The organism is Geothrix sp. (assembly GCF_030219325.1).
Taxonomy (GTDB): domain Bacteria; phylum Acidobacteriota; class Holophagae; order Holophagales; family Holophagaceae; genus Geothrix.
Map to the genome: position 1 here is coordinate 3653591 of NZ_CP126625.1, position 23097 is coordinate 3676687.

24 protein-coding genes are annotated in these 23097 nt (G+C 69.6%); 14 read left to right on the forward strand and 10 right to left on the reverse strand.

What is annotated here, in order from left to right:
- Positions 1-18: 18 nt before the first annotated feature.
- Positions 19-1179: an MFS transporter gene (locus tag QOZ81_RS16305; RefSeq protein WP_291203759.1), complete on the reverse strand. Its 1161-nt coding sequence runs from the start codon at positions 1177-1179 to the stop codon at positions 19-21.
- A gap of 35 nt (positions 1180-1214) precedes the next feature.
- The gene (locus QOZ81_RS16310; protein WP_291203756.1) at positions 1215-2165 is read right to left on the reverse strand and encodes a glycosyltransferase; all 951 of its coding nucleotides are present in this window, start codon (positions 2163-2165) and stop codon (positions 1215-1217) included.
- A gap of 55 nt (positions 2166-2220) precedes the next feature.
- Here QOZ81_RS16310 and QOZ81_RS16315 point away from each other — a divergent pair, with 55 nt between their 5' ends.
- Both QOZ81_RS16315 and QOZ81_RS16320 read left to right on the forward strand, forming a co-directional pair.
- Positions 2221-2940, forward strand: a complete 720-nt coding sequence (locus tag QOZ81_RS16315) for a response regulator transcription factor (RefSeq protein WP_291203753.1) — start codon at positions 2221-2223, stop codon at positions 2938-2940.
- A gap of 99 nt (positions 2941-3039) precedes the next feature.
- A complete protein-coding gene (locus tag QOZ81_RS16320) occupies positions 3040-3612 on the forward strand; it encodes an outer membrane beta-barrel protein (protein WP_291203751.1) in 573 nt (190 codons plus the stop codon).
- Positions 3613-3684: 72 nt separating this feature from the next.
- On the opposite strand, the gene QOZ81_RS16325 is transcribed toward QOZ81_RS16320, so the two are convergent.
- A complete protein-coding gene (locus tag QOZ81_RS16325; RefSeq protein ID WP_291203748.1) occupies positions 3685-4770 on the reverse strand; it encodes a hypothetical protein in 1086 nt (361 codons plus the stop codon).
- 57 nt (positions 4771-4827) lie between these two features.
- The gene (locus QOZ81_RS16330; RefSeq protein ID WP_291203745.1) at positions 4828-7218 is read right to left on the reverse strand and encodes a PAS domain S-box protein; all 2391 of its coding nucleotides are present in this window, start codon (positions 7216-7218) and stop codon (positions 4828-4830) included.
- Positions 7219-7449: 231 nt separating this feature from the next.
- On the opposite strand from QOZ81_RS16330, the gene uppS reads away from it, so the two are divergent.
- From uppS to QOZ81_RS16350, 4 genes are read left to right on the forward strand one after another with little or no spacing between them, the layout of a single operon-like run.
- Positions 7450-8136 carry a polyprenyl diphosphate synthase gene (gene uppS, locus QOZ81_RS16335; protein WP_291203742.1) on the forward strand — a complete coding sequence of 229 codons (687 nt, stop codon included), beginning with the start codon at positions 7450-7452 and terminating at the stop codon, positions 8134-8136.
- The gene (locus QOZ81_RS16340) at positions 8136-9023 is read left to right on the forward strand and encodes a phosphatidate cytidylyltransferase (protein ID WP_291203739.1); all 888 of its coding nucleotides are present in this window, start codon (positions 8136-8138) and stop codon (positions 9021-9023) included. The genes uppS and QOZ81_RS16340 overlap by 1 nt, the downstream gene beginning before the upstream one ends.
- Positions 9024-10178, forward strand: a complete 1155-nt coding sequence (dxr, locus tag QOZ81_RS16345; RefSeq protein WP_291203736.1) for a 1-deoxy-D-xylulose-5-phosphate reductoisomerase — start codon at positions 9024-9026, stop codon at positions 10176-10178.
- 15 nt (positions 10179-10193) lie between these two features.
- Positions 10194-11330: a M50 family metallopeptidase gene (locus QOZ81_RS16350; protein ID WP_291203733.1), complete on the forward strand. Its 1137-nt coding sequence runs from the start codon at positions 10194-10196 to the stop codon at positions 11328-11330.
- A 7-nt stretch (positions 11331-11337) separates the two neighbouring features.
- On the opposite strand, the gene QOZ81_RS16355 is transcribed toward QOZ81_RS16350, so the two are convergent.
- The 3 genes from QOZ81_RS16355 to QOZ81_RS16365 are packed head-to-tail and all read right to left on the reverse strand — an operon-like array spanning position 11338 to position 14565.
- Positions 11338-12696: a two-component system sensor histidine kinase NtrB gene (locus QOZ81_RS16355; protein ID WP_291203730.1), complete on the reverse strand. Its 1359-nt coding sequence runs from the start codon at positions 12694-12696 to the stop codon at positions 11338-11340.
- Between the two features lie 55 nt (positions 12697-12751).
- Complete coding sequence (locus QOZ81_RS16360) at positions 12752-13477, reverse strand: LytR/AlgR family response regulator transcription factor (RefSeq protein ID WP_291203727.1); 726 nt, start codon at positions 13475-13477, stop codon at positions 12752-12754.
- Entirely contained in the window at positions 13474-14565 is a 1092-nt protein-coding gene (locus QOZ81_RS16365; protein ID WP_291203724.1) for a sensor histidine kinase, read from the reverse strand. The genes QOZ81_RS16360 and QOZ81_RS16365 overlap by 4 nt, the downstream gene beginning before the upstream one ends.
- A gap of 147 nt (positions 14566-14712) precedes the next feature.
- Here QOZ81_RS16365 and QOZ81_RS16370 point away from each other — a divergent pair, with 147 nt between their 5' ends.
- From QOZ81_RS16370 to QOZ81_RS16385, 4 genes are all read left to right on the forward strand, one after another.
- Entirely contained in the window at positions 14713-15249 is a 537-nt protein-coding gene (locus tag QOZ81_RS16370; protein WP_291203721.1) for a glutathione peroxidase, read from the forward strand.
- A 35-nt stretch (positions 15250-15284) separates the two neighbouring features.
- Positions 15285-15899 (forward strand): acyltransferase, encoded by a 615-nt coding sequence (locus QOZ81_RS16375; protein WP_291203718.1) that lies wholly within the window; start codon positions 15285-15287, stop codon positions 15897-15899.
- Between the two features lie 174 nt (positions 15900-16073).
- Entirely contained in the window at positions 16074-16373 is a 300-nt protein-coding gene (locus QOZ81_RS16380; RefSeq protein WP_291203715.1) for a hypothetical protein, read from the forward strand.
- 144 nt (positions 16374-16517) lie between these two features.
- Positions 16518-16718: a hypothetical protein gene (locus tag QOZ81_RS16385; protein ID WP_291203713.1), complete on the forward strand. Its 201-nt coding sequence runs from the start codon at positions 16518-16520 to the stop codon at positions 16716-16718.
- Between the two features lie 18 nt (positions 16719-16736).
- Here QOZ81_RS16385 and QOZ81_RS16390 read toward each other — a convergent pair whose 3' ends face one another.
- From QOZ81_RS16390 to QOZ81_RS16400, 3 genes are all read right to left on the reverse strand, one after another.
- A complete protein-coding gene (locus QOZ81_RS16390; protein WP_291203709.1) occupies positions 16737-17672 on the reverse strand; it encodes a bifunctional riboflavin kinase/FAD synthetase in 936 nt (311 codons plus the stop codon).
- Positions 17672-18616: a TerC family protein gene (locus QOZ81_RS16395; RefSeq protein ID WP_291203706.1), complete on the reverse strand. Its 945-nt coding sequence runs from the start codon at positions 18614-18616 to the stop codon at positions 17672-17674. Before QOZ81_RS16395 ends, QOZ81_RS16390 begins: the two co-directional genes overlap by 1 nt.
- Before the next feature lie 99 nt (positions 18617-18715).
- Positions 18716-19072, reverse strand: coding sequence for a hypothetical protein (locus tag QOZ81_RS16400; protein ID WP_291203703.1), 357 nt, complete (start codon positions 19070-19072; stop codon positions 18716-18718).
- Positions 19073-19278: 206 nt separating this feature from the next.
- Between QOZ81_RS16400 and QOZ81_RS16405 the strand changes: the two genes are divergently transcribed.
- The 4 genes from QOZ81_RS16405 (at position 19279) to QOZ81_RS16420 (ending at position 22953) form a co-directional block, all read left to right on the forward strand.
- Positions 19279-20004 (forward strand): RsmE family RNA methyltransferase, encoded by a 726-nt coding sequence (locus QOZ81_RS16405; protein ID WP_291203700.1) that lies wholly within the window; start codon positions 19279-19281, stop codon positions 20002-20004.
- A 107-nt stretch (positions 20005-20111) separates the two neighbouring features.
- Entirely contained in the window at positions 20112-20609 is a 498-nt protein-coding gene (locus QOZ81_RS16410; RefSeq protein WP_291203697.1) for a hypothetical protein, read from the forward strand.
- A gap of 184 nt (positions 20610-20793) precedes the next feature.
- Entirely contained in the window at positions 20794-21291 is a 498-nt protein-coding gene (locus tag QOZ81_RS16415) for a hypothetical protein (protein WP_291203694.1), read from the forward strand.
- 48 nt (positions 21292-21339) lie between these two features.
- Positions 21340-22953: a M28 family peptidase gene (locus QOZ81_RS16420; RefSeq protein ID WP_291203692.1), complete on the forward strand. Its 1614-nt coding sequence runs from the start codon at positions 21340-21342 to the stop codon at positions 22951-22953.
- Positions 22954-23097: the final 144 nt, after the last annotated feature.

Genomic DNA, 23097 nt, shown 5'->3' on the forward strand with positions numbered 1-23097 from the left:
GCGTCTCCGAATGGACGATCAGCCTACAGCGGTCTCCGGCTCCTTCAGCCGCAGGCTGAGCAGGATGGCGGGCACCACCAGCAGGGCCCCCAGGGTCCAGCCCCAGCGGAAGCCGGCGGCCTGCATCACCCAGCCGAGCCCCAGGCTGCCCAGGGCGATGCCCGCATCGAAGGCGAAGTAGAGGGCGCCCACCGCCGCGCCATGGCGGTCGGCCTTCGCCCGCCCGATGACGTGGGTGAACATCAGGGTCTGGCTCATGCCGAAGCCTGAGCCGTAGAGCAGCCCCGACAGGATGTGCCGCGTCTGTCCGCCGGGCATCACGCCCAGCAGCAGGTTCCCCAGGAGGGCCAGGGCCAGCATCCAGGGGATCAGGCGGGCGGGCGACACCCGCCGGCCGCTCAGGCCCAGCAGCAGCCGCATGCCCACCATGCCGATGGCGAAGCAGGTGAGGTAGGCCGAGGGCCAGTACAGGCCGAGGCCCCGGGCCTCCTGCGCGGAGTAGGGCGCCATGGGCCCGTCGCCCAGGCAGAGCAGGAAGAGGATCAGCGCGGGACCGAAGACCCAGGGATCAGGCCAGCCCAGGCCCCGTCGGGGCTGGACCGCGCTGACCCGCTCCCCGCCGGGCAGGTTGCGGACCACCAGGAACAGGCCCGCGAGCACGACGGCAAAGGCCAGGCAGATGGCCTGGAAGCCCACTCGCGGATAGAGCCAGACCCCCAGCAGGGGTCCGATGGCCACGCCCGCGGGCGCCGCCATGCCGAAGAGGGCCAGACCCTCCCCGCGGCGCTCCGGGATCAGCGAGCCCCCGACCCAGGCCAGGGCTCCGGTCCTTAGCGCGGACCACATCAGCCCGTGGAGCGGCGCCAGCAGGAAGAAGGCCCAGCGCACCGGCAGGAAGGCATAGGCCACGAAGAAACCCGCGGCGGCCAGGGTGGCCCAGCTCAGCAGGGGGCGCTGGCCGACGCGGTCGCCCAGGGGCCCCGAGACCAGGCAGCCCAGCCCCGAGCCGAGCCAGAAGGCCGACTGGAAGCGCCCGCTTTCGGCGATGGCGGCGCCCAGGTCCCGGAGGTGGAGGGGCACCACCGGGAAGAGCAGGAAGCCTGCCACGAAGGACAGGAAGTAGAACCACCAGAGCGCCGTGAAGGAAGGACCGAAGGACCGCGTGCCCGGAGCGCTCATGCCCCCAGCATGTCAGGCGGCGGCTGTGCCCTGGTTCACTTCGCCTGGTGGATCTTCTTCACCATGTAGCGGGGCCGGTCGCGCACTTCCTGGTAGATGCGGCCGATGTACTCGCCCAGCAGGCCGAAGGCGATGAACTGGCAGCCCACGAAGAAGAAGAGGATGGCGAACAGCGTGAACACGCCCTGGGCCGTGCCCTCGGGATGCAGGAAGCGGTAGACCACCAGGCCCAGGAAGAGCAGGAAGCCCACGCCGGCGGTGATGACGCCGAAGACGCTGAGCATCTGCAGGGGCAGGAGGCTGAAGCTGGTGAGCAGGTCGAACTGGAGGTTGATGAGCTTCCAGAGGCCGTACTTGCTCTCCCCGGCGGCCCGCTCGGCGTGGGCCACGGGCACCTCCGTGATGCGCTTGGCGAAGCTGTTGGCCAGGGCGGGGATGAAGCTCGAACGCTCCTTGCAGAGCAGCATGGCGTTCACCACCTCGCGGCTGTAGGCCCGCAGCATGCAGCCGTAGTCGTGCAGCTTCACGCCGGTGGTCTTGCGGGTGACCGCGTTGACGATCTTGCTGGGCATGGTGCGGAAGAAGCTGTCGTTCTCCTGGCGGCCCTGGCGCCAGCCGCCCACCACGTCGAAGCCCTCCTCCACCTTGGCCACCAGCTTGGGGATCTCCTCGGGCGGGTTCTGCAGGTCGGCATCGAGGGTCACCACGATCTGCCCCTGCACCTCGGCGAAGGCGCCGAAGATGGCGCTGTGCTGGCCGTAGTTGCGGTTGAACTCCACGATCTTGATCCGGGGCTCGGTCTTGGCGAGGTCGATGAGCATGGACAGGCTGCGGTCCCGGCTGCCGTCATCCGTGAAGATGACCTCCCAGGGCCTGGCCGGATCGGTGAAGTGCTCCGCCATGACCCGGGACAGCCGCCCCCACAGCGTGGGGATATTCTCCTCCTCGTTGTAGATGGGGATGACGATGCTGAGGTAGGGGTCCATGGGCGCTCCGAAGGGTCCATTCTAGTAGGATCAACAGATCCCCGGAGTCCTCCCCATGTCCGAGCCCAAGATCCTGCTGGTGGAAGACGAGCTCAGCCTCGCCGAGGGCATCAAGCTCAACCTGGAGCTGGAAGGGCTCGCCTGCACCTGGATCCCCCGTGGGGACCAGGCCCTGAAGCAGATCCTGGCCGAGACCTACGACCTGGTGATCCTCGACGTGATGCTGCCCGGCATGGACGGCTTCACCATCTGCGAGAAGGTGCGCGAGGCCAAGAACTTCACGCCCATCCTCTTCCTCACGGCCAAGAACACCGACGATGACCGCGTCCACGGCTTCGAGACCGGGGCCGACGACTACCTGGGCAAGCCCTTCCAGGTGCGGGAGCTGCTGCTGCGGGTGAGGGCCATCCTGCGCCGCGAGTCCTGGTACAAGAGCCGCGAGATCAGCAGCCGGCAGCCCTTCGGCCCCTACTGGGTGGACTTCGACAATTTCTGCGGCGAGGGCCCCGGCGGCGCCTTCCAACTGGGCGTGAAGGAATCCATGATCCTGAAGCTGCTCATGGAGCGGCCGGGCCAGGTGGTGAGCCGCACCGACATCCTGGACAAGGTTTGGGGCGAGGACGCCTACCCCACCAGCCGCACCGTGGACAACTTCATCGTCCGCATCCGCCGCGTGATGGAGGACGACCCGCACCACCCGAAGTGGGTCCACACCATCCGCAGCGTGGGCTACCAGTTCGATCCCGAGGGGAAGCAGCGCAAGGGCGAGGAGTAGGCTTCATTGACAACCACAAGGTGTGAACCTTTGGAGATGTAGGCTCACAGGTGGTTGTCCATGCCCCACTGGCACCCAGTGGCATCCCAAGGAGACACCATGTCGCGCAACATCCAGCTGGCCGTCGTGTCTGCGGCCATGCTCGCCCTCGGCCCGGCTACCGCCAGCGCGGAGGAGCCGAGATTTGGCCTCCAGCTCCATGCCAGCCTCCCCAACGGAGACCTGAAGACCGCCGTCGACAACAAGCCCGGAGCAGGGCTGGGTGCCCATGTCACCTTCGACCTTGGCGGGGGCCATGTCCTCCGGCCGAGATTCGACGCGGTGTTCTTTCCCGAGGGCGCCTTCAACGGCTTCAAGACCAAGGCCCACGACCTCAGCCTGGGTGGTGACTATCTCTACTTTCCCGGTGGAAAGCCCGACGGCCTCTACCTGACCGCAGGCCTGGGACTCCACCGTTGGACCGTGGACACCACGACGCCGGCCGTGGGCTCGTCCCCGGCGACATCGGGAACCCAGTCCTCCTCTCGATTCGGGTACGCCGCGGGATTCGGATACAACTTCAACCGATCCGTGGGGACCGAGCTCCGCTTCGTCCGCACTCATTATGCCAATCAGACCGCCTGGGATCCCTCCGCCAATTCCCTGCAGGCCGGGGTGACCTACAGGTTCTGAACCGATTCCGGGGCCCCGGGAACAGACAGAAAACGGGGCGCGATGCGCCCCGTTTTCTGCATGGATCCGAACCTATTTGACGTCGATGTCGCGGCTGCAGCCCAGCTTCTCGAAGGCCGCGCACTGGTCGGCGGCGGTGGCGGGGGCGGGTCCCAGCTTCACCTCGGCGAGTTCGGTCCGCTTCTCTTCGCCCTTGGCGAACTTCGCGTCTCCGACGACGGGCACGAAGGCCGGCAGCAAGGCCAGTTCACCGACGGGGCCCTCGGGGCTCTTGGAAGCCGCGATGTCGCCGGCCCGGGCCAGCAGGGTGGCGCCGGGCGTGGCGCCCAGGCGGCGCAGATCCAGCCAGCCGAAGCCGGGATCGCGCAGCAGGTCCAGGTCGTCCTTGTCCAGCCAGGCCGCCAGGTCGTTCAGGGCCTTGGTCTGCACGGGGTCGGCCTTGCGGCGGGTCTTCTTCTCGCCGTTGATCTCGACTTCCTGCGGGGTGTCTTCGATCCAGGCCTTGGCCCGCTTCACCCACAGGGCGGTGATGGCCTTCTGCTCCGAGAAGCCCTCGGGGGCCTTGGGTCCCTTGGGAGCCTTGGCCTTCTTGCCCTTGGCGAGCGCCTCCGGCTCGGCCCAGCTGGGCGCGGCGGCGTCGACCTTGGGGTCGAGGAGCAGGCCCTTGATCTTGGCCAGCCGGGGTTCCAGGCCCTTGGGGCCGGTCTTGGCAGCGGCGCGGGCCGCGGCCTGCAGATCCTTCCAGGTGCCTTCGAGGAGGAGCTTCTTCCCCTCGGCATCGTAGAGGCCGTGGTTGGCGCGCAGCTTCCCGAGGTACGCCTCCGCCGCCGGCAGGACGGCCGAGGCCTTCTCGGGGATGTCGAGCTTGGCATTCACCAGCGCCTTGAGGGTCTCCCGCACCTCGATGGCCCGGGGGTGGCTGCGGTAGGTGCCCAGCTCATGGGCGGCCAGGGCGGCCCGGTGCAGGGTGTAGGCCAGCTTGCGCTGGGTGGGGCGGAGCTGGTCGAAGGGCTTGGCCGCGGGAACCTCGGGGTTCACCTCGGCGGGTTTCGCTTCGGGCGCGGGCACCTGGGCCGGGGCTGGCGGCGGTTCGGCGGGTGGCGTCTGGGCCAGGAGGCCCGAGGCTAGGATGAGGGCCATGGCCCAACGTCGCTGCATAAAGGACTCCTCGGTGAGGGTGCGGTGGAAGCCCCCATTATGCAGCAGGCGACAACCTCACGCCTCGACCGGAGTCTCTAGCAGTCGCTCAAGACTTTGCTTGAGCTGCTTTAGATCGAAGGGCTTACCCAGGTACGGCACCTGGCTTGCCTCCAGGAATTCGCGGGTCTTCGCGTCGAAGGCATCCCCGGTGGTGTAGAGGATCCGCTGCGTCATGACCGGCCGATGGGCCTTGAGCCACTCGAAGAGATCCATGCCCGATAGGCCCGGCATCCGGATGTCGGACACGATCACATCGAAGCTGCCGGATTCGAGGCTCTGGATGGCCTCGTCGCCCCGGGTGCTGGAGGCGACCTCCAGGCCCCAGGCGCCCAGGGCATCCACGAGGCACTCGAGAAGGAAGGCTTCGTCGTCCACCACGAGGGCGCGCGCCCCCTTGAGTCCCCTGGGCGCGGCCGCAGGCGCGGGGACCTGTGACGCCGGGGGCAGCACCACACTGGGCAGTTCGAGCAGGAAGGCGTTTCCCAGGCCCTCCTGACTGCGGGTGCTGAGACGGCCGCCGTGCTGCCGGACGATGATGTCGGCGATGGGCAGGCCCAGCGCCTCGGTGGTCGTGGCGTTGGCCGCGTCGAACAGCCCCGCCTGCTGGGCCTCGCCGAGGGCCGTGCCCGTGTCCTGGACCACCACCTGCAGGGCCTCGCCGCTGGTCCGGGTCGCCACCCGCAACCGCTTCATGGGGCTGAGCGCCATGGCCTGCAGGCCGTTCAGCAGGAGGTTGGTGAGCGCCTGCACCATGAGCCCGGGATCCACCGCGGTCATGGGCAGCGCGGGATCCAGGTTCAGCTCCAGGGAGACGCCCATCCGCTGGGCCTTGGCCTCCACCAGGGAGATCGACTCCTGCACCAGCAGGTTCAGCTGCGCCGGCAGGGGCCTGGCGCTGGGTGGATTGAGGACGGTCAGCAGGGGATGGAGCAGCGTCTGGATGGAGTCCACCGCCTTCACCAGCCGCGAGGCCTGCTCGGCCTGGTGGGGATCCATGGCCGATTCGGCGAGCAGCCGCGACTCCAGGAGCACGGGGGTGAGGCGGTTGGCCACTTCGTGGAACAGCGACGGAACCAGGCGGCCCAGGGCCTCGTGCTTCTGCGAGTGCACGAGCCGGTCCTCCAGGTCCTTCTGCTCGCTCATGTCGCGCACGAGGGCGGAGTAGGCCAGCACCCGGTCTTCGGTCCCGCGGACCGGCGCGTAGGTGATGTGGGCCGGAAACGCGAGGCCCCCCTTGCGGAGCCGCGTGGTGACCATGTCCCGGATCACCTGCCCGCGGCCGATCTGCTGCGCCACCTGGTCCAGCTCACCCAGCAGGTTGTCCGGCGTCAGCTGGGCCATGTTGCGCCCGACGATCTCGGGGCGGGAGTAGCCGAAGATGCGCTCCGCCGCCATGTTCCAGGTGAGGATCTTCCCGTCCGGGGAATACGAGATGACCGCCTCGCCGATGTTCTGCACGAGGCCTTCCAGATACTTCCGGGTCTTGAGGTTGTCCTGGTTCGCGCGATCCAGCTGGGTGTAGAGCTGGCTCAGCTCCTCATTCTTCTTCTCGAGCGTGTCCTTGGCCTGCTTCAGCTCGGAATAGAGCCGCGCCGTCTCCATGTTGGACTTGAGGGCGTCCTCCAGCAGTTCCTGCGCGTCGGCGACCTTGCCCGGAACCAGGTCCGCCACGCTGACGTTGCTGTGGCGCAGGACCGTGGACTCCACGGCGGGGGCCAGGGGCGCGTCCTGGGGCGGCGGGAGCTCCCGCATGCTGGAGCGCACGTTGGACTCGATGAGGTTCAGCATCTCGTCGAAGTCCTTGATCTTCTTGTCCAGGTGGTACTTCTTGAAGGTGTAGCCCACGGTCTCGCGGGTGATGGACAGGAAGGTGTCCAGCACGCCGTTGCCGCGGTTGGCCACGGATTCGAAGTAGGGCACGCTGCGGAAGTTCAGCCGGCGGTTCATGACGCCCACGGCCATGGCATCCGGAAGGTCGCGCTTGTTGTACTGGATGACGAAGGGGATCTGCTTGATGTTCAGGCGGTTGGCGTTGAGGTTGTGGTAGAGGTTCGACAGCGAGTCCACGTTGTCCTGCATCTTCTCTTCGCTGGAATCCGCCACGAAGACCACGCCATCGGCCCCGCCCAGCACCACGCGGCGGCTGGCGTCGTACTGCACCTGCCCCGGCACCGTGTAGATCTGCAGGTGGATGGCGTTGCCGTAGATGTAGCCCAGATTGATGGGCAGCAGGTCGAAGAAGAGGGTGCGGTCCTCCTGGGTGTTGACGGAGAACATTTCACCGCGCTGCTGGTCCGAGCACATGGCGTGCAGGGATTGCAGATTGGTCGTCTTTCCCGACAGGCCTGGCCCGTAATAGACCAGCTTGAGCAGGATCTCATTGGCACGGGTATTGAACTGAACCATGGGTTCGCCAGGAAAATAGTGGAATTCAGCCTACCACGGCGGGCCGTGGCACAAGGCGCCTCTCCGATTCAACGGCAAGCCCCGTGCTAGCATGACCTTTTCCACTTTTTGAGGTTCCCGACGCGATGACCGTCCCGACCCATGTCGCGATCATTATCTCGGTATGCCCTCCGGGCATACTCGAGGCCGCCCACGCGGACTTCCCTGGCACTTCGGGCCTTTAGGCACACGATGACCGTCCCGACCCATGTCGCAATCATTATGGACGGCAACGGCCGCTGGGCGGCCCAGCGGGGATGGCCCCGCATCAAGGGGCACAAGGCCGGAGTCCAGACCGTGGAGCGCATCCTCGAGGCGGCCTCCGAGGCCGGCATCCGGCACCTCAGCCTCTATGCCTTCTCCACCGAGAACTGGAAGCGCCCGGCCCAGGAGGTCGCGGCCCTCATGGCCCTGCTGCGCATGTACCTGCGCATGTTCGTCCACCAGTTGGCCCGGAAGGGCATCCGCTTCCACCACCTGGGCGCCACCGAGGGCATGCCCGTGGGCATCCTGGCGGACATGCGGACCCTGGAGGAGGCCACGGCCCAGAACACGGGCATGACCTTCCACCTGGCCGTGAACTACGGCTCGCGCCTGGAACTGGCCCAGGCCGCGCGACGCTGCGTGGAGGACGGTCTCCGTCCGGAAGCGATCGATGAAAACGCCCTGTCCGCCCGCCTCTGGACCGCCGGGGTGCCCGACGTGGATCTCCTCATCCGGACCAGCGGCGAGCACCGCATCTCCAACTTCCTGCTCTGGCAGTCCGCCTACGCGGAGCTCTACCTGACCGACCTCCTCTGGCCGGACTTCGGTCCCGCGGAACTGCAGGCAGCCCTTGAGGACTATGCCCAGCGCGAACGGCGCTTCGGGGGGATCTGATGGAACGGACCACGCCCAAGGTGGATACCAAGAACATGACTGTGCGCGTGACGACGGCCCTGGTCTTCGGCGTCTTCTTCTTCAGCCTCCTCTGGTTCGGGGATCAGCCCTGGGCACCCTGGACCTTCCTGGCGGTCATGGCGGGGGCCATCGTCATGGGCATGCGGGAGATGACGCTCATCGCCCGGGCCCGGGGCTTCAATCCCTCGCTCGTGGCGGGCGTGTTGGTGGCCTGGGGCTTCCTCGGCCACTTCTTCCTCTCCACCGGTCATCAGGATCCCCTGCCCCTCTGGCTGGTGCTCGGCTTCGGCGCCTTCATCATCCACTTCGGCGCCCTGTTCTTCGACGGGAAGCTGGAGGAGGCCCTGCCCAGCCAGGCCATCACCTGGCTCGGCGCCCTGTACCTGGGCCTGGGGCTGGGGCTCCAGCTGAAGCTCTTCACGCTCCAGGGCTCCCTGCCCAGGACCGGCAGCCGGCTGATCCTCTCCCTCTTCATCATCACGTGGTTCGGGGACACGGCCGCCTACTTCGTGGGCAGCTTCTTCGGCAAGCACAAGCTGGCTCCGCGGGTCAGCCCCAAGAAGAGCTGGGAGGGCGCCTTCGGCAACCTGGGGGGCAACCTGCTCGGTGCCTTCCTCATGCAGGTCACCGTCTGTCCCGAGTGGACCGCCGTGGACATCGTGGCCCTGGCCCTGCTGCTGGGTACCGTGGGGCAGCTGGGCGACCTGGTCGAGAGCACCTGGAAGCGCAGTGCCGGCGTGAAGGATTCCAATGCCGGCGGCGTGTCCATCCCCGGCCACGGCGGCATGCTCGACCGCGTGGACAGCCTGGTCTTCGCCGCCCCGGCGCTCTACGCCTACCTGCACTTCGTCAAGGGATTCAACTAGGTGCGATCCCTCGCCCTCCTCGGCTCCACCGGGAGCATCGGCACCTCCACCCTGGACGTGGTGCTGGCCCACCCGGAACGGCTGTCGGTGGTGGCCCTGGCGGCGGGTCGGAACCGGGACCTGCTGAAGGCGCAGTGCGAGGCCTTCCGGCCCCGCTGCGTCTCGGTGGGCACGCGGGAGGACGCCCACTGGCTGCGGTCCGTCCTGCCCTACCAGCCTGACCTCCACTGGGGGGCCGAGGGGCTCCTGGCCTGCGCCCTCCACGCGGATGCCGACACCGTGGTGGCCGCCGTGGTGGGCAGCGCCGGGCTGGCCAGCACCGAAGCCGCCCTGCGGGCCGGGCGCCGGGTCTGCGTGGCCAACAAGGAATCGCTGGTGGTGGGGGGGGCCCTCATGCACGAGGCCGCCCTGGCCGGAGGAGGGGAGCTGCTGCCCGTGGACAGCGAGCACGCCGCCCTGCACCAGCTGCTGGCGGACCGGGATCCCGCCACCATCCGGGAGGTGCGCATCACCGCCAGCGGCGGGCCCTTCCGCGACTGGCCCCTGGCGCGCATCCAGGAGGCCACGGTGGCCCAGGCCCTGAACCATCCCACCTGGAAGATGGGCCCTAAGATCACCATCGACAGCGCCACCCTCATGAACAAGGGGCTGGAGGTCATCGAGGCCTCGGTGCTCTTCGGCCTCCACGCCGATCAGGTGGCGGTCACCGTGCATCCCCAGAGCCAGGTCCACGCCATGGTCGGCTTCCACGACGGCAGCTACCAGCTGCAGGTCTGCGCCAACGACATGAAGGTGCCCATCCAGTACTGCCTCCTCTACCCGGAGAAGCAGCCGGGCCCCGTGGCCCCCTATGCCTGGGACGGGGCCCGCGCCTGGACCTTCGAGCCCCCGGACCTGGATCGCTTCCCCTGTCTGGGCCTGGCCTTCGAGGCCCTCCGGGCGGGAGGCACGGCCCCGGCCCTCCTGAATGCCGCCAATGAGGTGGCAGTCGCCGCTTTCCTCCAAGGGCGGCTCCGATTCTGGGACATCCAGGCCTGCAACCGCGAGACCCTCGCCCGGATTCCCGTCGTTCCGGCAGGGTCCCTGGAAGAAGTGCTGGGTGCGGACGGGGCCGCAAGGCGTCATGCTGAAGGTTGGGTCCAAGCCCGGACCTGATCCTTCCGGATGTCCATGCGCCGTCTCCCTTTTCCCTTTTCGTTCTGCGTGGCGTTGGCGGCAGTGTCCGTCTTCGCGCTCAAGGTGCCCGGGGCGGGCTTCTGGGGCCCCGTGCTCATGCTGGGCGGCCTCGTCTTCCTGCATGAGGGCGGCCACTTCCTGGCCGCCAAGTACATGGGCATGCCCGTGGAGGTCTTCTCCCTGGGCTTCGGCCCCCGCCTCCTGGGCTTCAAGTGGCGGGAGACCGACGTGCGCCTCTCGGCCCTGCCCCTGGGCGGCTACGTGAAGCTGGCCGGCTTCAACCCCGAGGAGCCCGGCGCCGACGATCCCTACGGCTTCCTCAAGCAGCCCTACGGCAAGCGGATGCTCTTCTACAGCGGCGGCATCCTCGCCAACCTGGCCACCACCCTGGTGCTCTTCACCTTCGTGGGGGCCGACCAGGCCCGGGTCACCAAGCGCCAGGAATCCTGGACGGTCATCGAGGTCGTGTCCGGCGGTGCCGCCGACCAGGGCGGCTTGAAGGTCGGCGACGAGCTGCGCGGCATCGGCGACCTGCATTTCCCCGGCGCCGAGTGGGATGCGGCGGTGGCCGTCATCCAGGCCCATGCCGGCCAGCCCCTGCCCTTCCACCTGACCCGGGAGGGCAAGCCCCTGGAGCTGGCCCTCGTCCCCCGCCTCGACGGCGGGAAGGGCCGCCTGGGCTTCATGCCCCTGCCCCTGCCCATGCCCCTGGAGCGCCGTGCCTACCGGGCCGGCGACTTCCTGGAGGGCGGCGGCTACGCCCTGAGCACCTCCTGGCGCCTCAGCGGCCAGGTCTTCGGCTTCCTGAAGAAGCTCGTCACCTTCCAGGCCCGAAGCGCCGAGGTGGCCGGCCCCATCGGCATCATCCGCCAGGGCAGCCGGGCCGCCAAGGCCTCCCTCATGGACTTCCTCTTCATGTGCGGCGCCATCAGCCTGCAGCTGGCCCTGCTCAATGCGCTGCCCATCCCCGCCCTGGACGGCGGCCACATGGCCCTTCTCACCTTCGAGAAGCTGCGCCGCAAGGACCTCACCATCGAGCTCAAGGAGAAGATCCTCACCGGCGGCTTCCTCCTGCTGGCCTCCCTCATGGCCCTGGTGATCGTCCTGGACCTGCTGAAGCTCCGGAAGTAGGCCGCCCTCAGGCCCTCGGGAAATAGACCCGGAAGGTGGCACCCTTCCCGGGCTCGCTCTCCACCTGGATGGCCCCGTGGTTCTGCTTCACGATGCCGTGCACCGTGGCGAGGCCCAGCCCCGTCCCCCGGCCGGCGGGCTTGGTGGTGAAGAAGGGCTCGAAGATCCGCTCCACCAGCTCCGGCGCCAGGCCGCAGCCGCTGTCCGCGACGCTCAGGCAGACATGGTCCCCCGGTTGGATCCCCGGCAGGATGGCGCAGTCGGCGTCGTCCAGGGTGCGGTTGGCCGTGGCCACCTCGATGCGCCCCCGGCCCGCGATGGCATCCCGGGCGTTCACCACGAGATTGGTCAGCACCTGGTCCAGCTGGGTGGGGTCCATCCGGACCTCCCAGAGGGAGGGCGCCACGGTCCACACCAGCCGGATCTCGGGACCCACCAGCCGCCCCAGCACCCCCTGCATGCCCGCCACGGAGAGGTTCAGGTCCAGCAGGCAGGGCTCCACCGGCTGCCGGCGTGCGAAGGCCAGGAGCTGGCGGGTGAGGTTCGCCGAGTGGCGGGAGGCCCGCTGGATCTCCTCCAGGTACTTCCGCTCCGGCTGGACCTGGGGCATCTGGTAGAGGGCCAGGTCGGCGTTGGCCAGGATGACGCCCAGCATGTTGTTGTAGTCGTGGGCGACGCTGCCCGCGAAGCGGCCCACCAACTCCATCTTCTGGGCCTGCTGCAGCTGGGCCTCGAGGCGGGCCTGCTCGGCGACCATGCGGTGGTGCTCGGTGATGTCCCGGCCGATGCCAAGTACGCCGGTGAGCCGGCCCTCCGCGTCGTACATGGGCGTCTTGAGGGTCTCCAGCAGGATCTCCTGGCCGGTCTCCGCCAGGGTGACCCACTCCTCGTTCACTCGCGTCTCCCCCGCGGCGATGACGTCCCGGTCCTTCTGGCGGAAGAAGTCGGCCAGCTCCCGGGAGACGAAGTCATGGTCCGTCTTGCCGAGGATGTCGGCCTCCTTCGCCCCGAAGAAGCGCTCGAAGGCCCGGTTGCAGCCCAGGTACACGCCCTCGGGGTCCTTCAGCCAGACCAGGTCGGGGATGGCGCGGAGCAGGGACTGGAGCCGGGCCTCGCGGCTGGCCACCTTGTCCACCAGGCGCCGGACCATGACGAAGAGCATGATCGCGGTCACGGCCACGAAGAACCAGCCCTTCAGGATGCTCACCAGGGTCATGGTGGCCGGGTCCTGGATCAGGGCCTCCACCACGCGGTCCGACAGGAGGATCCATAGCCCGGAGAACCCGGCATAGAGGAGCACCACCCGGAACGCCCCGGCGGTGCTGGAGGCGCCGCCCTTCGAATGGATCTGGATCGGTTCGGACATGGGGCGCGCGGCTCCTGCGAAGATCCTACGCCCCATGGCGTGCCTTAAGGCACCCTCAGAGCCCCAGCAGCTCCTTGATCCTGGGCGTGACGCTGCGGCTGACCTCCAGGTCCAGCCCCTCCGCCACCCGCACCGAGGCCCGGCCGCCCTCCAGGGGGCGCAGGCCCAGCACGGCCTCGGGCCGCAGGAGCAGGTGCCGCTGGATGCGCAGCAGTCCCGCCCCGGGGAAGGCACCCTCCACCTCGGCCAGGGTGGTCCAGGAGGTGCGGTGGCGGCTGCCGCCAGCCCAGGCCCAGACCACCTCCTCCTCCACCTCGAAGTGGGTGGTGCGTTTCAGGTCCAGGAAGACATGACCCTCCCCGGCCTTCACCGGGAAGCGCTGGGGGAGGGCCGCCGGGGCCTCGCCGCGCCGCAGGCCCCCCTCCCGCAGCCGGGCCAGGGTCTTGGCCAGCCGTTCGGCGGAGATGGGCTTCATGATGTAGTCCACGGCCGCGGCTTCGAAGGCCCGGACCGCGTGCTCCGAGTGGGCCGTGACGAAGACCACCGGCGGGCAGTGGCGGCAGTCCCCCAGCTCGGCGGCCACCTCGAGGCCCGTGGCCCCGGGCATCTGGATGTCCAGGAACAGCGCGTCCACCTCGCGGGGCTCCTGCAGCCAGGCCAGCACCGAGGGGCCGTCCGCCAGCTCCGCCCTCACGTCGCAGCCGGCCTCCCGCAGCAGCCGCGCCAGCCGCGCCCGCGCCAGGGGCTCATCATCGGCCAGGGCCACCCGCAGGCTCTTCATCGGCGCATCTCCAGGCTGGGCAGTTCGACGGTCGCCACCGTGCGGGGGCCCTCACTGCGCAGGTGGAGGGCGGCGCCCGCACCGTAGGCCAGGCGCAGCCTCGCCTCCAGGTTCGACAGGCCCACACCCGCTCCCGGCACCAGGCCCAGGGCGCGGCCCGTATTCGAGACCCGCAGGACCAGTCCCCCGTTGTGGCGGCGCATGGAGATCTCCAGCGTGCCGCCCTCGGGATGGGGGGCGATGCCGTGCTTCAGGGCGTTCTCCACCAGGGGCTGGATGAGGAAGGGCGGGGCCTCAGCCTGGTCGAGCCCCGCGTCCCAGTCCCATTGCACCCGCAGCCGCTCCCCGAGCCGCAGCCCCTCCACGGCCAGGAAACGCTGCACCAGGGCCCGCTCCTCGGCCAGGGGGGCCCGGGCCCGGTCGCCGTGGCGCAGCAGGGCCCGGTACAGCTCGGACAGGTCGAGGATGCCCTGCTCGGCGGCCCCCGGATCCTGGCGCACCAGCTCGGCCAGGCCGTTGAGGGAATTGAACAGGACATGGGGGCTCAGCTGGCCGCGCAGGAGCACCCACTGGGCCTCCTCCAGCCGGGTTTCGGCGGCGGCCTTCTCCTCCTCCGAGATGACCGAGAAGGAGATGATCGCGCCCAGGATGGTCATCATGGGCCCGCCCACCAGGAGGTTGAGGCCCAGGACGGATTGGAAACTCACCTTGTGACCCTGGGCCATGCCCAGGGCCTCGGCCTTCAGGCTGGCGTTGCGCACCAGGAACCAGCTGATGGCCACCAGCAGGAAGATCACCAGGGCGTTGAAGACGAGCGCCTGGAGCAGGCCGCGCCCGAAGGCCGGGCGGGACCGGTCGTCGCCGCTCCAGCGCCAGGGCAGGGGCGCCAGGAAGCCGTAGGAAAAGGACACCAGGAAGGGCATGAGCAGGGCGTTCGCCAGAGCCCCCGGCTGGCGCATCTGCACGGCGGCCGGCACCACCAGGAACTGCAGGGCCGTGAAGAGGGCGGCGAAGATCAGCACGATGGCCCAGGGCGTCCGCTTCCGCAGGCGCGCCCGGAAGTGCTGCTGGAGGGCACCGATTCGCATGGTCTCCAGCATGCCCGAGGCTTGGCCTTCCGGGGCGGGGGTCGCCGGACGGCCCCTCCGGACCGCCCATCCGGCGGGCCGGACCGGTGGTCCGCCCTGGAACGGCGGAGCCGCCGCCGGCACCCAAGGAAGCGCCCCGGAGTCCCCATGCGCCCCGTTCTCTCCCTCGCCCTGCTCAGCGTCCTCTCTCTGCCCGCCGCCGAAAGGAAGGCCCCCATGTCCCTGCACGACATCTCCCTCAACACCCTGGACGGCAAGCCCCAGTCCCTGGCCGCCTACAAGGGCAAGGTCGTCCTCGCCGTGAACGTGGCCAGCGAGTGCGGCTACACCCCCCAGTACGCCGGGCTGCAGAAGCTCTACCTGGAGCAGAAGGAGCGCGGCCTGGTGGTGCTGGGCTTCCCCTGCAACCAGTTCGGCGGGCAGGAGCCAGGCAGCGCCGCCCAGATCGAAAGCTTCTGCCAGAAGAACTACGGCGTGACCTTCCCACTCTTCGAGAAGCTCGAGGTGAAGGGCGCGAACCAAGCGCCCCTCTACCAGTTCCTCACCGCCAAACACGGCGAGCCCGCCTGGAACTTCCACAAGTACCTGGTGGGAAAGGACGGCCAGGTGATCCAGGCCTTCAGCAGCAAGGTGGCCCCGGACAGCGCCGAGCTGAAGGCCGCCATCGAGGCCGCGCTCAAGTAGCCTTCCCGAGCGGGTCGTACCGCTACCATGACGCCATGCGCGATCCGGAAGCCCTGCGGGACCAGCACAAGCGGCGCCTGGCCTGGATGCCCTGGCTCTACTTCGCGCTCAAGGCCCGGCACCGCGCCTGGGCCGAACCCTGGCAGGCCGAGGTGCAGGCGCGGCTCCTGGCCCAGGAGACCGTCCAGCTCGGGGCGGGCTGCTTCATCGCGCCCGATGCGGCCATCTTCGGCGAGCCGGGGCGGGCCGTGGTGATCGGTGACCGCTGCGCCATCGCCGCGCAGGCCTTCCTGCACGGACCGATCCTGTTGGGGAACGACGTGAGTGTGAACGCCGGGGCCCGGCTGGACGGCGGCCGCAAGGGCCTCGCCGTCGGCGACGGCACCCGCATCGCCAGCGGCGCGGCCATCTATGCCTTCGACCACGGCCTGAAGCCCGACCGCGACATCAAGGACCAGCCGGTGCGCTCCCGCGGCATCCGGCTTGGCCGGGATGTCTGGATCGGCGCCAACGCCGGCATCACGGACGGCGTCAGCATCGGCGACCACGCGGTGGTGGCCATGGGCGCCGTGGTGACGAAGGACGTGCCGGACTGGGCCATCGTGGCCGGCGTGCCCGCGGTGATGGTGGGCGACCGGCGGGAGCGTTAAGCGACTTGAGGGCGCCTCTTGCCACAGGGTGGCGCCGCTGCGTTGCAGTTCGCGTCCGCTCCCGTTTGGCCGACGATCCAAATTGCTGTTTTCGTTGATGTTTTAACCTTGGCACGGCTCGTGAAATCCAAGGTGCATGGGGCCAGCACCCTCCCGCCCCATGTAGGAGGTCCCATGCGAAGCCTGGTCCTGCTTGCCCTCGCGGTCCTTGCGACCCTGCCCCTTTCCGCCCACGAGCACGGGCGTGGCCCCCGCCGGGTCGTGGTGGTCGAGCGCCCCTATTGCGCGCCCTATCCCCGCTGGGAGGCCCGGCACTGGGACGACCGGCGCTGGGAGGATCGGGACGAGCGCTGGGAGCGCCGCCGCGCCTACGGTCGCTACGACTGCGACGACGACCGCATCGTGCTCGGCCTGCCCCTGCCCAGGCCCCTGCTGCCCCCGCTTCGCGGCCAGGTGGTCATCCGCCTCCGCTAAGAGTGCCCTTCGACAGTCCCTGTCCAACCCCTGGCTGGACACTGGATCGAGGCCAGGCTGCCGGACCCACGAATTTTTCGCCTCGGGCCTTGACAAAGGCGAATTAAAAACGAATACTGGGTAAACGGGACAGATGGAGCCCCCATGCGGACCCCTTCACGCAGATTTGGTTACAAGTTCAGCGGCTACTTCATGGAATACGGCCCCATCGAGGCCGAGAGCCTGGATGCAGCCAAGGCCGAGATCCGGCAGCGCCTGAGCGTGACCCGCCTGCCCCTGGGGCTCCAGGTCTGGGACCTGGCCGAGCGCCCCCTCACCCGCTGGCGCGTGGACGCCGCCAGCTAGAGGCCTGGGCCAGCCACCCTATTCCCCGTGGGCCTTCCACCAGGTCTTGCCTTCGGCCACGTCCTGGGCGATCTGGACTCTCAGCTCATCGACCGAACCGAACTTCACCTCGCCGCGGATGCGGTGCAGGAACCGCACGGTCAGACGGGTGCCGTAGAGGTCGCCATCAAAGCCGGGCAGGTGGGTCTCCACCGTGAGGCGGCGGCCCTCGAAGGTGGGCTTTTCGCCCACGTTCGTGAGCCCCAGGCGCACACCGCCCTGGTGGGGAAGGAGCACCTCGGTGACGTAGACGCCGAAGGCCGGCAGCTGCTCCTGCTCCCAGGCCAGGTTCGCCGTGGGGAAGCCCAGGTGGCGGCCGCGCCGGTCGCCCTCCACCACCACGCCGGTGAGGGCGTAGGGATGGCCCAGCAGGGCCGCCGCCGCCTCCGCGTCACCCGCGTCCAGAGCCTCGCGGATGCGCGTGCTGGACAGGCGGCCGCCATCCGGCGCCCGCAGGGCCAGGGTGCGCACCTCGCAGCCATGGGCCGCGCCCCAGGCCTCAAGGGTCTCCACGCTGCCGCTGCGGTCCCGGCCGAACTGGAAGGCGCGGCCCACGTGCAGCTCCACTGGCGCAAGGATGCCCTGGAGCCGATCCAGGAAGGCCTCGGGGCTCAGCTCGGAGAAGGCCCGGCTGAAGGGGATCACCCAGGCCAGGTCCATGCCCGCCGCCTCGAAGGCCGCCAGCCGCTGCTCGAGGGTCATGAGCAGCTTCGGCTTGCGCTCGGGCGCCACCACCAGGGTGGGGTGCGGGTCGAAGGTCACCACGGCGGCGCGCTGACCCAGCAGCCGGGCCCGGCCCGCCGCGATCTGCAGCAGTTCCCGGTGCCCCGCATGGACGCCATCGAAGGTGCCCAGGGTCACGACGAAGGGGCCCGAGGCCGGGGCGGTTTCCAGATCGTGGCGCCAGACTTCCATCACTCCGCCCCGTCCTGCTCGGCGGGCCAGGCCAGGCTGGCCACGACGCTGCCCGCCAGCACCGCCGCGATGACCAGGAGGCTGATCTGCACCGGGATGTGCACCCACTGGGCGATGCACATCTTCACACCCACGAAGGCCAGCACCACGGCCAGCCCCGTCTTCAGCCGGTGGAAGCGGTCCATCATCTTGGCCAGCAGGAAGTAGAGGCTGCGCAGACCCAGGATCGCGAAGATGTTCGAGGTGTAGACCACGAAGGGATCGCGGCTCACGGCCAGCACCGCGGGGATGGAGTCCACGGCGAAGACCAGGTCCGTCACCTCGATGGTGATGAGCACCAGCAGCATGGGCGTGGCGAGGCGACGGCCCTCCCGCAGCACCCAGAAGCGCTCGTGGCCCCCGGTCTCGTCGTAGGGCACCAGGCGGCGGAAGGCCCGCACCAGCGGGTACTGCGTGGGATCCGAATCCTCCTCGGCCACCAGCAGCATCTTCAGCCCGGTGTAGACCAGGAAGCCGCCGAAGACATACATCATCCACTCGAAGCGGTTCAGCAGGGCCGTGCCCGCCAGGATCATCCCCGCCCGCATGATCAGCGCGCCCAGCACGCCCCAGAACAGCACCCGGTGCTGGTGGCGGAGGTCCACCTGGAAGCTGCGGAAGACCAGCACGAACACGAAGAGGTTGTCCACGCTGAGGGACTTCTCCAGCACGTAGCCCGTGAACCACTCCAGGCCCTTCTGCGTGCCCTCGGCCTGCCAGATGAGGCCGTTGAAGATCAGCGCCAGGGTGATCCAGACGGCGCTCCAGATGCCCGCCTCGCGCACGGAGGGGGCGTGGATCCGGCGGTTGAACACCCCCAGGTCCAGGGCCAGCATCAGGAACACGAAGGCGTGGAAGCCGACCCACGCCCACCAGGGCGCAGCTTGGAGCAGGGCGTCGACCAAGGATCCTCCAGACTCCCCAGCTTACCTGGGTTGGCCAGGGGCCTGCCGGGTACGACGGAAGGGGCCCCGCGGGGCCCCCTCCGTCACCTGGACACCGTCCTACTTGCGGGTCTGGGCGTCGTGCTTCTCGCGCTTGATGCGGCGGCTCTCGCGGTTCTGCTCGCCCTCGATCTTGGCGGCTTCCTTCTTCGTGATCTTGCCGTCGGCCTCGGCCTTGGCGATGTCCTTGTTGATCTTCCCCTCCTGGCGCTCCAGGCGGGCGGTCTCCTTGGGCGTCAGCGAGCCGTTGGCCACGCCCTTGGCGATGCGCTGCTGCTGCTTCTCGGCGCGCTTCTCGGCGCGGGCTTCGCGCTTGGGGGTGGTGGTCTGGGTGCCCGGCTGGGGCGCCTGGGCGAAGAGGGAGGCGCCCGCGACGAGGGAACCGATCAGGGCGGCGGAGAGACGGCGGAGGTTCATGGCAGATCCTTTTGGGTGGGGGGCGACGGCCCCGCTGGTGTTCATTTCACGGCCCGTGCCAAGTGGGCATCTCTTCTGACCCCAAGGCATCGGAATTGGTTGAAGCGCCCCCGCGTGGATCCTTGCCCCATCCTCCGCCCGGCGATGTCGCAGCCTGCCTCACCACGGCCCAACACGGAGCCGGGGGAATCCCTCATCATGTCCCCATGAGCCTGCCCCGCTTCTTCCTGGCGCCGCTGCCCGCCGCCGAGAACGCCCTCGTACCCCTGGACGCCGAGGCGGCCCGCCACCTCAAGGCCCTGCGCCTGAAGCCCGGCGCCGCCCTGGAGCTGGTGCTGGGCGCCCAGGCCTGGACGGCGGACCTGGCCGAGCTGGACCGGGGCCGGGCCGTGGCGCGCCTGGTGGCGCCCCTGCAGGAGGACCGGGAGCCCCCCGTGGCCCTCCAGGCCTGCCTGCCCCTGCCCGCGCAGCTGAGCCTCTTCGACGAGTGGTTGCCGCCCCTGGTGGAGCTGGGGGTCACGCTCATCCAGCCCGTGGTCTACCAGCGCAGCGAGTTCGACGCCACCAAGACCGCCGCGCGCATGGAGCGGTGGGCGCGCCTCATCCAGTCCGCCTGCGAGCAGAGCCACCGCAGCCGCCTGCCGGAGCTGCGGCCCCCCATGCCCTTCGCGGCCCTGCCGACCTGGGAGGCACCCCAGAAGTGGGTGGCCTACGAGCTGGCCACGGGCCAGGCCAATCCCCCCTGGCGGTCCGAGCCCCTGGCCTTCACCAGCGGCCCCGAGGGCGGCATCACGGACGGGGAGTTCGCGGCCCTGCGCGCCGCCGGCTGGCAGCCCGTGAGCCTGGGCCGCAGCATCCTCCGCGCGGTCACCGCCCCCGTGGCCCTGTTGGGCGCCGTGCAGTACCAGCTGGGCGGGGGCCGTCCCGCCTAGGGCGCCTTCGGTGCCGGAAAAATCATGGTGGGAGGATGGCGGCCGATGACCTACCTGATCCGTCCCCGCGAAGCTGCTGTCGCCCGGGCGCCCCGGGAGGACCCGCCATGAAACGCCGAACGCTGCTCTGCACCCCCTTCCTGCTGGCCGCCCCCCTGGTGGCCGGCGACTACGACGCCCTGGCCCGGACCCTCCGCCAGGCCTGGCCCCAGTGCGGCACCGTGGCCCTGGTCTGCGACACCGCCGGCAGCAAGGGGGTCATCGAGGCCATCACCGGGGCCATGGCGGGCATGAAGGTCATCGTGATGGACGTGAAGGGCCAGCAGGACATCGGCAAGGCCGTGGCCACGCTGACCGGGCGCCACCCCGATGCGGTGGTGCTGGTGGCTGGGGACAAGGTGGCCGGGGACGGCAGCAGCGCCGCCGCCTTCCTCATCCAGCGCCTGGGCGCCGCCAAGATCCCCACCGTGGGCACCACCGAACAGGCCGTCAAGCAGGGCGCCGTCTTCGCCGTGGGGCCCGGCACCGGTGGCAAGGTCCTCGGCAACGCCAAGGCGGCCGGCGTGGCCGGCGTCAGCCTTCCGGCCGGAGCCCTTTCCAACTAAGGTCCGGGACAGACCACCCCCTGGAGGCTCCGGGGCGGGGGTCCCCCATCGGGAGTGGTCTGCGGATTGGGGTTGGAAAGATGCCTTTTCCACCCTGTTCGGTCAAGACCCCCCGGGAGGGGTCGATGAGTCCTCCATGTGCCCGGTCCGGCGTGTGCCCGGATGGCCCCAAGGAGATCGAACCATGAAGCTTGTGACCCTTCTGTCCGCCGCCGCCCTGATGACCACCACCCTGGCCGCCGGCGAGTACGACGCCCTCGGCAAGGCCGTGCGCAGCGCCTGGCCCTCGGTCGCCACCGTGGCCGTGGTCTGCGATTCCGCCAACCACAAGGGCGCCATCGATGCCATCGCCGGCGCCATGCCCGGCATGAAGCTCATCGTGGTGGACGTGAAGGGCCAGCAGGACATGGGCAAGGCCCTCAGCACCCTGGGCAGCCGCCACCCCGATGCCGTGGTGCTCGTGGCCGGCGACAAGGTGGCCGGCGATGGCACCGGCGGCGCCGCCTTCCTCATCCAGCGCATGGCCGCCGCCAAGGTCCCCACCGTGGCCACCACCGAGGCCGCCGTCCGCCAGGGCGCCGTGCTGGGCCTGGGCGCGGGCACCGGTGGCAAGCTGCTGGCCAACGCCAAGGTGGCCGGCGTGGCGGGCGTCACCATTCCCGCCAGCGCCAGCCAGATCTGATCACACCACAACACACGAGGTATGCTGAAGGCTCCCCCGGGAGCCTTCATGCGTTTTCTGCTGCCCATCCTGGCCGCCACCAGCCTGCTCGCCCAGACGGCCCACCCGGCGCCCAAGGTGCAGGAGGGGCCCCTGCGCGCCCACCTGGCCTTCCTGGCCGATGACCTGCTGGAGGGCCGGGGCACGGGCCAGCGCGGCGCCGAGCTCACGGTGCGCTACCTGGAGACCCAGCTGCAGAGCCTGGGCCTGCGGCCGGGGAACGGCGCATCCTACCGCCAGCCGGTGTCCCTGCTGGGCCTGAAGGCCCTGCCCGGGCGCAGCACGCTGAGCTTCCTGGGTGGCGGCGCCTGCGCCACGCCGACCTTCGGCAGCGAGATCGTCTTCGGTTCCGGCGTGGCCCAGGCCGAGCAGACCTTCGACGCGCCCGTGGTGTTCGCGGGCTTCGGCATCGACGCGCCCGAGTGGCGCTGGGACGACTACAAGGGCCTGGACCTGCGGGGCAAGGTGCTGCTCATGCTGGTGAACGAGCCCGCCCCCACCGCCGAGGAGCCGGGCCTCTTCGATGGCGCCAACCTGAGCGCCTACGGTCGCTGGACGAAGAAGTTCGAGATGGCCGCGCAGCACGGCGCCCTGGGCGTCCTGCTGGTCCACACCCCGGCTTCGGCCACCTACGGCTGGACCGTGGTGCGGCCCAGCTGGGAGGCGGAGCGCTTCTCCCTCGCCCAGGGCCCCCGCGGCACCGGGCTGCAGGGCTGGGTCACGGAGGAGGTGGCGAAGGCCCTGGCGAAGCAGGGCGGCCAGGACCTGGACGCCCTGCGGGCCCAGGCCCAGCGCCGCGACTTCCGGCCCCTGGCCCTGGACCTGCGCCTGCAGGGCACGCTGCGCAGCGAGGTCCGCACCGTGGCGCAGTTCAACGTGGCGGGCGTGGTGCCGGGCACCGATCCCGTCCTGAAAGAGGAACTGGTGGTCTACAGCGCCCACTGGGACCACCTGGGCAAGGGCCCGGGCCTGGCCGTGGACACCCACGCGCCCGCCGTGCCCGGCCACGAAGCCGACACCATCTACAACGGGGCCATCGACAACGCCTCGGGCTGCGCGGCCCTGCTGGCCATGGCCCAGGCGGCCCGCCACGCCCCCGCCAAGCGCAGCCAGATGTTCCTGTTCGTGTGCGCCGAGGAGCAGGGCCTGCTGGGCTCCCGGGCCTACGCCGAGGCGCCCCTCTGGCCCCTGGCGAAGACCGCCGCGGATCTCAACCTGGACAGCCTCAACTTCGTGGCCCCCACCCGGGATATCGGCCTGCCCTTCCGCGAGCGCAGCACCCTGGGCGAGGTGGCCGAGGCCGTGGCCAGGGCCTCGAACCTGACGGTGGCCCCCACCCATCCCGACACCGGCGGGGGCTACTTCCGCTCGGACCACTACAGCTTCGTGCAGGCCGGCGTGCCCGCCCTTTCCGTGGGCGGCGGCCGCGACTTCCTGGGCGCCGACCCGGCCGCCCTCAAGGCCAAGGCTTCCGCCTACGGCAAGCGCTACCACCAGGTCACGGACGAGTACGACCCCGCCTGGGACCTGCGCGGCATGGTGCAGCAGGCCCAGTTCACCTTCGACCTCGGCCAGGCCGTGGCCAACGCCCCCACCAGGCCCACCTTCAAGACCGTCAAATAGGGCCGTGGCGCTGGTCACAGGGCCGAACAAGCGCCAGCCACGGGCTGGTAGGCTGGGCGCGCGTGATCCCGAATCCCGCTCCCGACCGCGCGCCCAGTCGGGGAACCATTTCCAATCAACCCTCTCCCAACTTAGACGACAAAT

What these genes read in the sequence shown, in the direction of transcription:
- QOZ81_RS16315 (WP_291203753.1), top strand. Translation starts at nt 2,221, where the DNA reads ATGTCCGAGCCCAAGATCCTGCTGGTGGAAGACGAGCTCAGCCTCGCC.
- QOZ81_RS16305 (WP_291203759.1), bottom strand. Translation starts at nt 1,179, where the DNA reads ATGAGCGCTCCGGGCACGCGGTCCTTCGGTCCTTCCTTCACGGCGCTC.
- QOZ81_RS16420 (WP_291203692.1), top strand. Translation starts at nt 21,340, where the DNA reads ATGCGTTTTCTGCTGCCCATCCTGGCCGCCACCAGCCTGCTCGCCCAG.
- QOZ81_RS16330 (WP_291203745.1), bottom strand. Translation starts at nt 7,218, where the DNA reads ATGGTTCAGTTCAATACCCGTGCCAATGAGATCCTGCTCAAGCTGGTC.
- uppS (WP_291203742.1), top strand. Translation starts at nt 7,450, where the DNA reads ATGACCGTCCCGACCCATGTCGCAATCATTATGGACGGCAACGGCCGC.
- QOZ81_RS16375 (WP_291203718.1), top strand. Translation starts at nt 15,285, where the DNA reads ATGCGCGATCCGGAAGCCCTGCGGGACCAGCACAAGCGGCGCCTGGCC.
- QOZ81_RS16370 (WP_291203721.1), top strand. Translation starts at nt 14,713, where the DNA reads ATGCGCCCCGTTCTCTCCCTCGCCCTGCTCAGCGTCCTCTCTCTGCCC.
- QOZ81_RS16415 (WP_291203694.1), top strand. Translation starts at nt 20,794, where the DNA reads ATGAAGCTTGTGACCCTTCTGTCCGCCGCCGCCCTGATGACCACCACC.
- QOZ81_RS16340 (WP_291203739.1), top strand. Translation starts at nt 8,136, where the DNA reads ATGGAACGGACCACGCCCAAGGTGGATACCAAGAACATGACTGTGCGC.
- QOZ81_RS16325 (WP_291203748.1), bottom strand. Translation starts at nt 4,770, where the DNA reads ATGCAGCGACGTTGGGCCATGGCCCTCATCCTAGCCTCGGGCCTCCTG.
- QOZ81_RS16360 (WP_291203727.1), bottom strand. Translation starts at nt 13,477, where the DNA reads ATGAAGAGCCTGCGGGTGGCCCTGGCCGATGATGAGCCCCTGGCGCGG.
- QOZ81_RS16355 (WP_291203730.1), bottom strand. Translation starts at nt 12,696, where the DNA reads ATGTCCGAACCGATCCAGATCCATTCGAAGGGCGGCGCCTCCAGCACC.
- QOZ81_RS16380 (WP_291203715.1), top strand. Translation starts at nt 16,074, where the DNA reads ATGCGAAGCCTGGTCCTGCTTGCCCTCGCGGTCCTTGCGACCCTGCCC.
- QOZ81_RS16310 (WP_291203756.1), bottom strand. Translation starts at nt 2,165, where the DNA reads ATGGACCCCTACCTCAGCATCGTCATCCCCATCTACAACGAGGAGGAG.
- QOZ81_RS16405 (WP_291203700.1), top strand. Translation starts at nt 19,279, where the DNA reads ATGAGCCTGCCCCGCTTCTTCCTGGCGCCGCTGCCCGCCGCCGAGAAC.
- QOZ81_RS16410 (WP_291203697.1), top strand. Translation starts at nt 20,112, where the DNA reads ATGAAACGCCGAACGCTGCTCTGCACCCCCTTCCTGCTGGCCGCCCCC.
- QOZ81_RS16350 (WP_291203733.1), top strand. Translation starts at nt 10,194, where the DNA reads ATGCGCCGTCTCCCTTTTCCCTTTTCGTTCTGCGTGGCGTTGGCGGCA.
- QOZ81_RS16385 (WP_291203713.1), top strand. Translation starts at nt 16,518, where the DNA reads ATGCGGACCCCTTCACGCAGATTTGGTTACAAGTTCAGCGGCTACTTC.
- QOZ81_RS16365 (WP_291203724.1), bottom strand. Translation starts at nt 14,565, where the DNA reads ATGCGAATCGGTGCCCTCCAGCAGCACTTCCGGGCGCGCCTGCGGAAG.
- QOZ81_RS16390 (WP_291203709.1), bottom strand. Translation starts at nt 17,672, where the DNA reads ATGGAAGTCTGGCGCCACGATCTGGAAACCGCCCCGGCCTCGGGCCCC.
- QOZ81_RS16320 (WP_291203751.1), top strand. Translation starts at nt 3,040, where the DNA reads ATGTCGCGCAACATCCAGCTGGCCGTCGTGTCTGCGGCCATGCTCGCC.
- QOZ81_RS16400 (WP_291203703.1), bottom strand. Translation starts at nt 19,072, where the DNA reads ATGAACCTCCGCCGTCTCTCCGCCGCCCTGATCGGTTCCCTCGTCGCG.